This is a genomic window from Pseudomonas sp. G5(2012) (genome assembly GCF_000408945.1).
GTDB classification, from domain to species: Bacteria; Pseudomonadota; Gammaproteobacteria; order Pseudomonadales; family Pseudomonadaceae; genus Aquipseudomonas; species Aquipseudomonas umsongensis.
This window is the reverse complement of record NZ_APIO01000166.1, coordinates 1-8533: the sequence shown is the minus strand read 5'-3', so window position 1 is coordinate 8533 and position 8533 is coordinate 1. Positions and strand designations below refer to the sequence as shown.

Here is an 8533-nt window from a genome sequence, read left to right as displayed (position 1 = left end):
AGCCCTTGGTTACTTGGGGCCGGGCGGCGTTCCGTGCTTCCAAGTGACTCGCTGTAAGCGCGAAACCCTAAGTGGCCGTTACCGCAGCAACGGATATACACCTAATCCAAATATGTCACTCAGAACTTGCGGTCAGGCTCCGACAACTCTCTGCTGTCGTCATGCTTCCACGTCTGCTCTGAATGTTTTTGCTCTTCGATTTCTTCTTCCGTCGGTTCATCCATGTCGTCTTCGGGATCCGGTTTCTTTTGCTCTATTGCCATGGTTTCACCTCTCTTCCTGAAGGGATCGGTCATCAATTTTAAGCGTAGAACAATTTCCCCTACCTGGCTCACAGCCACCAACGCAGCAAAAAGAAAAAGCCCATGCTCAACAGCATGCTGAGCAAGGTGTTGCGGGTGTACAGCACCAGGCCGACGGCCACCAGCGAACTGATCAGGTAGGGATTGTCCCATTGCAGGTTCAGTTGTTTGTCCGGCATGAACACGATCGGACCGCAGATCGCCGTCAACATGCCGGGCACGGCGAACCCCAGGAACTGCCGGGCATTGCTGCTCAAACGCAGCGGCAGGCGCGGTTCCAGGAACACATAGCGGTTGAGAAACACCAGGACGCCCATGCCGATAATCACTGCCCAGACCATCATGTGCGCGCTCCCTGGAATTTGTTGCAGATAAAACCCGCGGTCATGCCGGCAAGTCCCGACAGCACCAGGGCCGAGCCCCATTGCCAATAGCTGAACAGCACCGAGCAGAACAGCGAGACCGCGACACAGACCACCGTCGGAACGTTGCGCACCACCGGGGTGATCAGGGCGATGAAGGTGGCAGCGATGGAAAAGTCCAGACCCAGGTGTTCCAGGCCGGGGATGCTGCTGCCTAGCACGATGCCTGCCAGGGTGAAGAGGTTCCAGGCCACGTAGAACGTCAAGCCGACACCCAAAGCGTACCAGCGATCGAACTGCTGTTTGTCGTGCTGGCTGGTCAGGGCGAACAGCTCATCGGTGAGCAAAAAGCCCAGCCCCGCTCGCCAGCGACCCGGCAATGGCGAGATCACCGAACGCATGCTCATCCCGTAGAGCAGATGCTGAGAGGTCAGCAACAAGGTGGTCAGCAAGATCGAAAAGATCCCGGCCCCGCCCTTGAGCATACCAATGGCCACCAACTGCGCGGCGCCGGCGAACACGATGCTCGACAAGCCCTGGCCTTGCAGCGGTGTGAGGTTGGCTTCGATGGCCATGGAGCCGGCCAGCAGGCCCCAAGGGGCTGTCGCCAGGGATAACGGCATGATCGCCACGGCGCCACGCAAGAATGCGCTGCGCGGCAAATGTGAGTTGGACATAACGCTCTGCAACCAGGGAAAGACCTGAGACTGTGCCAGCAGTCACGGCCGATGGCTTGAACAATCTTGCGCACTTGGGCCAATCACAGGCTGGCGCGGCATTTTCCCGATGTTGGTGATTGACAAACAGCGCGCCGGCTTTTAAAACTGGGCGCCTAATTCAGGGTGTAAGCAAAAATGTCCGCAACCTTCAATCTCGACACTTCCGTTGTTGGCTTGACAGCCAAGGCGCTAGTTCGCGTTGCGCGCACCCTCAAATCGAAGAAACAGTCGCTCATGTGACCGGGGCGCGCTGTCCCGTCAGATGAGCTGACAGGACATTGAGCGCGACGGACCACCCTCCCCTTGCTTACTTCCTACTACGCTTCTGACGGTGACGAAATCGGTCGACCATCAGGAGAAAGTGCATGTCATCGTTTCAAGGTATCTGGGTTCCCCTCGTCACACCGTTCCACAATGGCGCCATCGATTTCGTCGGATTGCGCCGGCTGGTCAGCCATCTGCTCGAAGAAGGTGTCGACGGCCTGATCGTCTGTGGCACCACAGGCGAACCGGCGGCCATGGGCAAGCACGAGCAGCTGGCGGTGCTCGATGCGGTGCTGGAACAAGTGCCGGCCCGGCAGGTCGTCATGGGTCTGGCCGGCAACAACCTGATCGAGCTGCTGCACTTTCAGGAGGAAATTCTCAAGCGCCCGCTGGCCGGCCTGCTGGTGCCGCCGCCCTATTACATCCGGCCCTCCCAGGCGGGGCTCGAAGCGTTTTTCCAGACGGTCGCCGACGCTTCCAGCGTGCCGTTGATCCTGTACGACATCCCCTACCGCACCGGCGTAGCCTTCGACCAGTCGACCTTGCTGAACATCGTCGCCCATGAGCGCATCGTCGCGATCAAGGACTGCGGCGGCAACCTGGGCAACACCCTGGCCTTGCTGGCCAGCGGTAAGGTCGATGTGCTGTGCGGTGAAGACAACCAGATCTTCAATGCCCTGTGCCTGGGTGCCAAAGGTGCGATTGCCGCGTCGGCCCATGTCCATCCGCACCTTTTCGTGGCGTTGTATCGACAGATTCGCGACAACCAGCTGGCGGCCGGTCGGGCAACATTCTTCCAGCTTCTGCCACTGATCCAGAGCCTGTTCATCGAGCCCAACCCGGCGCCGGTGAAAACCGCGCTGGCGCTGCAAGGCTTGATCACTGATGAGCTGCGTGCACCGATGCAACGCAGCAGCGATGCCATGGTCGGTCGTTTGAAGGAGGTGCTCGGCGTGCTGGGCAGCGACAATCGATAGAGTGCCAGGCGCCCGCGCGAGTACGATGGAGCGATTCGACTGACGCGCCAGGGGGGGCGACATGCTCTACCGAATCGCTGCCGATGGGCTGATGCTGTTTCACCTGGCATTCATTGTGTTCGTGGTGTTCGGCGGGCTGCTGGTTCTCAAATGGCAGCACCTGATCCTGTGGCACCTGCCCGCCGCAGTCTGGGGCGTGGCAGTGGAGGTGTTCCACTTGCCTTGCCCACTGACGCACTGGGAAAACCTGATGCGCCAGGCCGCCGGGCAAGATGGTTACGGCGGTGGTTTCATCGAACATTACGTGTGGCCGATCATTTACCCGGCGGGGCTGACACCGGCCATCCAGCTGGGATTGGGCAGCCTGGTACTGGTGCTGAACGCTGCGGTCTATCTTCGATTGATCAGGCTCAGGAAACGGCGGCGGCAATTGTAACCGTCACACACGAGGGTTCGGCCAATGCTGTCGACTGAAGACCTGGCGCTGCTGCAAGCGATTCGCGAGACCGGCAGCCTGTCGCGGGCCGCGGCCTATCTCGGCAAGGCGCCTTCTACGGTGTCCTATGCCGCGCGGCAACTGGAAGAACGCTTCGATGCCCTGCTGTTCGATCGCCGGCGCTATCGCCTGCAACTCACCCCGGCTGGAGAATTGCTGGTCAATGAAGCGGCGCGACTGATGCAAGACGTCTCGCGCCTGACCCAACGGGTGCAGCAAGTGGCCAATGGTTGGGAAAGTCGTTTGTGGATCGTCACCGATGAACTGCTGGAATTCGAAACCCTGCTCCCGGTGATCCACGAGTTCGATGCGCTGGGCTCTGGCGTACCGCTGCGCATCACCCAGGAAGTGCTGCGGGGTGTCTGGGAGGCCCTGCGTGAAGGCCGCGCGGACCTGGTCATCGGCGCCACCAACGAGCCACCGGCCATCGCGTCATTGCGCTGGATGCAACTGGGGGAAATGCAGTGGGTGTTCGCCGTCTCGCCCAGGCACCCATTGGCCAAGGCCCGCGAACCGATCACCCGCGCCATGGTGGCGCAGCACCGGGCGATTGTCGTGGCGGATTCGTCCCGGGCCAGCGAAGGCAGTACCTACGGGGTCTCCGGTGGCCAATCGGTGCTGGCGGTGCCGACCATGCGCGCGAAAATCCTCGCCCAATGCGACGGCCTCGGCGTGGGTTGGCTGCCCAGGCATCGCGTCACCTCGTTACTGGACAATGGCTCGCTGGTGGAAAAACAGATGGCCGATCCCCGTGAGCCGAACATTCTGTATGCCGGCTGGCGCGGCGATCACGACGGGCGGGCGTTGGGCTGGTGGCTGGAAAAGCTCAAGCAACCGCACCTTCGCACCCGGCTGGTACAAGGCAGCGACCGGTTTGCCTGAGCCTCAGTTGGCAATCACGCTCATGTTGCGCCCGCTGGCCTTGGCCACGTACAGCGCCTTGTCGGCCGCCCCGATCAACTCACTGGTCTGGGCCTCGGATGCCGGATCATAACCACAGACACCCACGCTGACCGTCACCTTGCCATCAGGGCTTTCACTGTGTGGCAAGCCGGCGGACTGGACCGCGTGGCGGATTTTTTCCGCCAGCAAAAATGCTCCGACGTAGTCAGTTCCCGGAAGCACCACGGCAAACTCCTCACCACCAAAGCGCGCAGCCAGATCGCCGGGGCGCCTGATGTGCTCGGTAATCAGCACAGCGATCTTGCGCAGGCACTCATCACCGGCCAGGTGGCCGTAGCGATCGTTAAATGGCTTGAAGTGATCGACATCGATCATCAACAGGGCCAACCCCGTCATGTTGTGCCGGGCGCGGCCCATTTCCGCCTGGATGAACAGATCGAACTGACGCCGGTTGGCCAGGCCCGTGAGCGCGTCTTCCAGCGCCAGCAACTCAAGGTTGCGATTGAGTTCGAGCAGCCGTTCCTGAGTGCCGAGCAACTCGCCCTGGATGCGGTCCTGCTTCTTCATCAACTTGATCAGGCGATAGCCGAGCCCTCCCAGCACCCCGAGCAACAGCGCAACGATGCCCGCACTGAGCAAGGACTGCTGGCGCCAGCTCGCCAGTACTTCGTCCTTGTTGAGCGCGGCAAAGACGATCAGCGGATAACCCTCGACCCGGCGATAGCCCACCACCCGCTCCACGCCATCCAGGATGGACCGGACGGTAGCCGTCCCCGAGCTGCCCTGTGGCAGCAGCCGGGTGAACAATGGGCTCTTGGCCAGGCTGGTGCCGATGTCCGCCTCGTGAAACGGCCGGCGCACGATAATGCTGGCATCGTCGGCGATCAGGTTGATCACACCGTTGCGGCCCATATCGATGCCATCGTAAAGCTGCAGGAAATGGCTGAGGTAAATGGTGGCCAGCGCCACGCCCGCGAAACGGCCATCCGGGTGATTGATCCGGCGCGACACCGTCATGATCCATTCGCCGCTGGAGCGGCTCCTGATCGAAGGGCCGATGTGCGGTCCGCGGTCAGGATGATCGCGGTGATAGATGAAGTACTCGCGGTCGGAATTGTTGGCAACCCCCACCTCGGCACCGTTGGAGTTGGCGATCCATTTGCCGGTTTCGTCATAGACGAACAGTCCATGCACCTGGCTCAACTCACGGCGCTGGGCGCCGAGCAAGCGTTGCAGGCGATCGAGCCGACCCGCGTCGATGCCGTCGTTCTCCAGGCGATCGACCAGGGTGAACAGCAGCGTGTCGGCTTGCTTGATCGCCGCCTGGGCCTGCGAGGCCAGGGTCTGCGCAAGGTTGGACATCGCCACTTCCTTGTCATGCAGATGGTACTGGCGCGAGCTCCAGGATTCCCAAATCACGATCACCGCCATCGACAGGCAGACGGCAATCAAAAAGGTGACGGCAGAGCGAGTCTTGAGCCGGGGGACACCCTGCCGGTTTTGTTCCACAGGATCGTGAATGGACGGCTGCCCCATGACGTTCGCTCCTTGAATCGAATGAAAAGGCCCTTGCTGCTCCATGGGCCTATCGCGGTGTACGCTTTAGCGCGTCAAGCCAGGCCGGGTCCAGGCGCGTCTGCCGGATATCGATGCCCAGCGCTTGCATCCGCGCCTGATGTTGCTCCATTTCCCGGTGTAGTTGCGCATCATCGCTGGAGTTACCGTCCAGTTGGTGCATCTGGCTCAATCCCAGGTGATAGAAGCGCAAAAGCTTCATGGCATCCGGATCCCCCGCTTCCACGGCCGCCTTGAGGTGGTGCATAACGTTGGTGATGCTCATCAGGCTGCGCTTGAGTTGCCAGCTGTAGACCGCCGGCGCCATCCATTGCTGGTGCCAGAACAGCTTGCGCATCAACGCGGCCATGACCAATACCGCGGCAAACACTCCGCCGATATTGAAGCGTAGATTGTCCCCTCCCGGCTCGCCGAACAACGTCACCGCCGCGGTGGACAGGGCCATCGCCAGCGCGAGAAAGATCAACGCGATCATCAGCGTGCTGCGCCGCGTCCGTTGCCGATAGTCGTCGGCGTTCATCGGCTGGATTTCGAACATGACGTCGGGATTCCTTGGCTTCAATGGCAAAAAAAGGGTCGCAGGGCAAAAAGACCGCGGGCCATTATCGCCTCTGCGACGGATTTAGCTATGCTGGGGCTCCTTTTCATCTATACATCATCAAAAGGAGGACATGGCGAGACCGCGCAGTTCGTGCCATCTTCTTTCATGGATACTCTCTATTCGGATGCCATTCGTTGTTTGCGCGTGAATGACATCGTTTTAAGGATCATTGAATGACCCAACGACAAGTAATCAATGCTTCGGTCAGCCCGAAAGGCAGCCTGGAAACACTCTCCCAACGGGAAGTCCAGCAACTGAGCGAAGCTGGATCCGGCAGCACCTACGACATCTTCCGCCAGTGCGCCCTGGCCATCCTCAACACCGGCGCCCACGTCGATAACGCCAAGACCATCCTTGAAGCCTACAAGGACTTCGAAATCCGCATCCACCAGCAAGACCGTGGCGTACGCCTGGAACTGCTGAACGCCCCGGCCGACGCCTTCGTCGACGGCGAAATGATTGCCAGCACCCGTGAAATGCTGTTCAGCGCCCTGCGCGACATCGTCTACACCGAAAACGAACTCGACAGCCAACGCATCGACCTGAGTACCTCCCAGGGTATCAGCGACTATGTCTTCCATTTGCTGCGCAACGCCCGCACGCTGCGCCCCGGCGTCGAGCCCAAGATCGTGGTCTGCTGGGGCGGTCACTCGATCAATACCGAAGAATACAAATACACCAAGAAAGTCGGCCACGAACTGGGCCTGCGCAGCCTCGACGTGTGCACCGGTTGCGGCCCCGGCGTGATGAAAGGCCCGATGAAAGGCGCCACCATCGCCCATGCCAAGCAACGCATCCACGGCGGGCGCTACCTGGGCTTGACCGAGCCGGGAATCATCGCCGCCGAAGCGCCGAACCCGATCGTCAACGAACTGGTGATCCTGCCAGACATCGAGAAGCGCCTGGAAGCCTTCGTCCGCGTCGGCCACGGCATCATCATCTTCCCGGGCGGCGCCGGTACCGCCGAAGAGTTCCTGTACCTGCTGGGCATTTTGATGCACCCGGACAACGCAGGCCTGCCCTTCCCGGTCGTCCTCACGGGCCCGAAACATGCGGCGCCCTACCTGGAACAGCTTGACGCGTTCGTCGGCGCCACCCTGGGCGCAGATGCCAAGAAGCACTACGAGATCATCATCGACGACCCGGCAGAAGTCGCCCGACAGATGACCCAGGGCCTCAAGGCGGTGAAGCAGTTCCGTCGCGAACGCAATGACGCGTTCCATTTCAACTGGCTGCTGAAGATCGACGAAGGCTTCCAGCGCCCGTTCGACCCGACTCACGAAAACATGGCCAACCTCAAGCTCAGCCGTGACCTGCCACCCCACGAACTGGCCGCCAACCTGCGCCGTGCGTTCTCCGGCATCGTCGCCGGCAACGTCAAGGACAAGGGCATCCGCCTGATCGAAAAACACGGGCCATACCAGATCCGTGGCGATGCGGCCGTCATGCAGCCGCTGGATCAACTGCTCAAGGCCTTCGTCGCCCAGCACCGGATGAAGCTGCCGGGTGGTGCGGCTTATGTGCCGTGTTATCGAGTGGTTGCGTAAGCAAGTTAATGTAAATTGTTAAGTGCGAGCCGAAGCTGATGCTTCGGCTTGTTGCTTTCAGGGAGAGGTAAATCCACATGCGCCAACGCAACGCCGCCAGACTGCTGGTCATCAATTCCGAGCGTCAGGTTCTGCTGTTTCGTTTCCAGCACAAGGACGGCGCCCTTGCTGGCCGCGACTACTGGGCGACGCCCGGTGGCGGGCTGGAGGACGGTGAAACCTTCGAAGCCGCGGCGGTTCGGGAATTGTTTGAGGAAACCGGTATGCAGGTTAATGCGCTTGAAGCCAGTGTTGCGCAGGACTGCTTTGCGATGATGTTGCCCAGTGGCGAGACGGTGATGGCGGTGGAGCAGTACTTTGTCGTGCACGCTGAACGCGAGCAACTGACGCGCGATGGCTGGACGGCCGAAGAAGTACAGGTGATGACTGAACACAAATGGTGGTCGATCGCCGAACTGGAACAAACGACGGAGATTGTGTGGCCGCAGAGTTTGATAGATATGCTGGACAAGGCGTGAGGGGTTTTCAGTCAGGCAGGCCAAAACGTGGGTGACCTGAATGTTTTAGGCGCCTTTGAGGTGGCGATCCGACTTTCTGGCGGAGGGGACCTTAATCATTGCGGTGATCTTTTGGACGCCTTCGCCGGCAAGCCAGCTCCCACAGGGAATGTGTACGGCTCCCGATCAGGCCCGCCGCCTCGCTTTGGCTTTTGATTTTCTTGCGACTTCACGCCCTGGGAGATTGTTGTCGGAGTACATATCCGTTGCTGCGGTAACGGCCACTTATG

Annotated in this window: 10 protein-coding genes; 5 read left to right on the top strand and 5 right to left on the bottom strand. The window is 60.5% G+C overall.

The features are described from left to right. Positions 1–119: 119 nt before the first annotated feature. From PG5_RS34540 to PG5_RS31215, 3 genes are all read right to left on the bottom strand, one after another. Entirely contained in the window at positions 120–263 is a 144-nt protein-coding gene (locus PG5_RS34540; RefSeq protein ID WP_020801068.1) for a hypothetical protein, read from the bottom strand. Between the two features lie 68 nt (positions 264–331). Then, complete coding sequence (locus PG5_RS31220) at positions 332–643, bottom strand: AzlD domain-containing protein (RefSeq protein WP_010455066.1); 312 nt, start codon at positions 641–643, stop codon at positions 332–334. Then, positions 643–1341 carry an AzlC family ABC transporter permease gene (locus PG5_RS31215; RefSeq protein ID WP_020801067.1) on the bottom strand — a complete coding sequence of 233 codons (699 nt, stop codon included), beginning with the start codon at positions 1339–1341 and terminating at the stop codon, positions 643–645. The genes PG5_RS31220 and PG5_RS31215 overlap by 1 nt, the downstream gene beginning before the upstream one ends. 407 nt (positions 1342–1748) lie before the next feature. Here PG5_RS31215 and dapA point away from each other — a divergent pair, with 407 nt between their 5' ends. The 3 genes from dapA to PG5_RS31200 all read left to right on the top strand — a co-directional run bounded on the left by dapA (position 1749) and on the right by PG5_RS31200 (position 4002). Beyond that, on the top strand, positions 1749–2624 hold the full coding sequence (dapA, locus tag PG5_RS31210; RefSeq protein ID WP_020801066.1) for a 4-hydroxy-tetrahydrodipicolinate synthase: 876 nt from the start codon (positions 1749–1751) through the stop codon (positions 2622–2624). Between the two features lie 61 nt (positions 2625–2685). Continuing rightward, a complete protein-coding gene (locus tag PG5_RS31205) occupies positions 2686–3060 on the top strand; it encodes a DUF2784 domain-containing protein (RefSeq protein WP_020801065.1) in 375 nt (124 codons plus the stop codon). Between the two features lie 24 nt (positions 3061–3084). Further along, on the top strand, positions 3085–4002 hold the full coding sequence (locus tag PG5_RS31200) for a LysR family transcriptional regulator (RefSeq protein WP_020801064.1): 918 nt from the start codon (positions 3085–3087) through the stop codon (positions 4000–4002). A gap of 3 nt (positions 4003–4005) precedes the next feature. On the opposite strand, the gene PG5_RS31195 is transcribed toward PG5_RS31200, so the two are convergent. Both PG5_RS31195 and PG5_RS31190 read right to left on the bottom strand, forming a co-directional pair. Continuing rightward, positions 4006–5559, bottom strand: a complete 1554-nt coding sequence (locus PG5_RS31195) for a sensor domain-containing diguanylate cyclase (protein WP_020801063.1) — start codon at positions 5557–5559, stop codon at positions 4006–4008. A gap of 49 nt (positions 5560–5608) precedes the next feature. Next, a complete protein-coding gene (locus PG5_RS31190) occupies positions 5609–6136 on the bottom strand; it encodes a DUF3087 domain-containing protein (RefSeq protein WP_020801062.1) in 528 nt (175 codons plus the stop codon). A 236-nt stretch (positions 6137–6372) separates the two neighbouring features. Between PG5_RS31190 and ppnN the strand changes: the two genes are divergently transcribed. Next, complete coding sequence (gene ppnN / locus PG5_RS31185; protein ID WP_020801060.1) at positions 6373–7746, top strand: nucleotide 5'-monophosphate nucleosidase PpnN; 1374 nt, start codon at positions 6373–6375, stop codon at positions 7744–7746. Positions 7747–7823: 77 nt separating this feature from the next. After that, a complete protein-coding gene (locus PG5_RS31180) occupies positions 7824–8264 on the top strand; it encodes an NUDIX hydrolase (RefSeq protein ID WP_020801059.1) in 441 nt (146 codons plus the stop codon). Positions 8265–8533 lie beyond the last annotated feature (269 nt).

Coding starts and splice junctions, on each gene's coding strand:
- PG5_RS34540 (WP_020801068.1), bottom strand. CDS start 263: ATGGCAATAGAGCAAAAGAAACCGGATCCCGAAGACGACATGGATGAA.
- PG5_RS31220 (WP_010455066.1), bottom strand. CDS start 643: ATGGTCTGGGCAGTGATTATCGGCATGGGCGTCCTGGTGTTTCTCAAC.
- PG5_RS31215 (WP_020801067.1), bottom strand. CDS start 1,341: ATGTCCAACTCACATTTGCCGCGCAGCGCATTCTTGCGTGGCGCCGTG.
- dapA (WP_020801066.1), top strand. CDS start 1,749: ATGTCATCGTTTCAAGGTATCTGGGTTCCCCTCGTCACACCGTTCCAC.
- PG5_RS31205 (WP_020801065.1), top strand. CDS start 2,686: ATGCTCTACCGAATCGCTGCCGATGGGCTGATGCTGTTTCACCTGGCA.
- PG5_RS31200 (WP_020801064.1), top strand. CDS start 3,085: ATGCTGTCGACTGAAGACCTGGCGCTGCTGCAAGCGATTCGCGAGACC.
- PG5_RS31195 (WP_020801063.1), bottom strand. CDS start 5,559: ATGGGGCAGCCGTCCATTCACGATCCTGTGGAACAAAACCGGCAGGGT.
- PG5_RS31190 (WP_020801062.1), bottom strand. CDS start 6,136: ATGTTCGAAATCCAGCCGATGAACGCCGACGACTATCGGCAACGGACG.
- ppnN (WP_020801060.1), top strand. CDS start 6,373: ATGACCCAACGACAAGTAATCAATGCTTCGGTCAGCCCGAAAGGCAGC.
- PG5_RS31180 (WP_020801059.1), top strand. CDS start 7,824: ATGCGCCAACGCAACGCCGCCAGACTGCTGGTCATCAATTCCGAGCGT.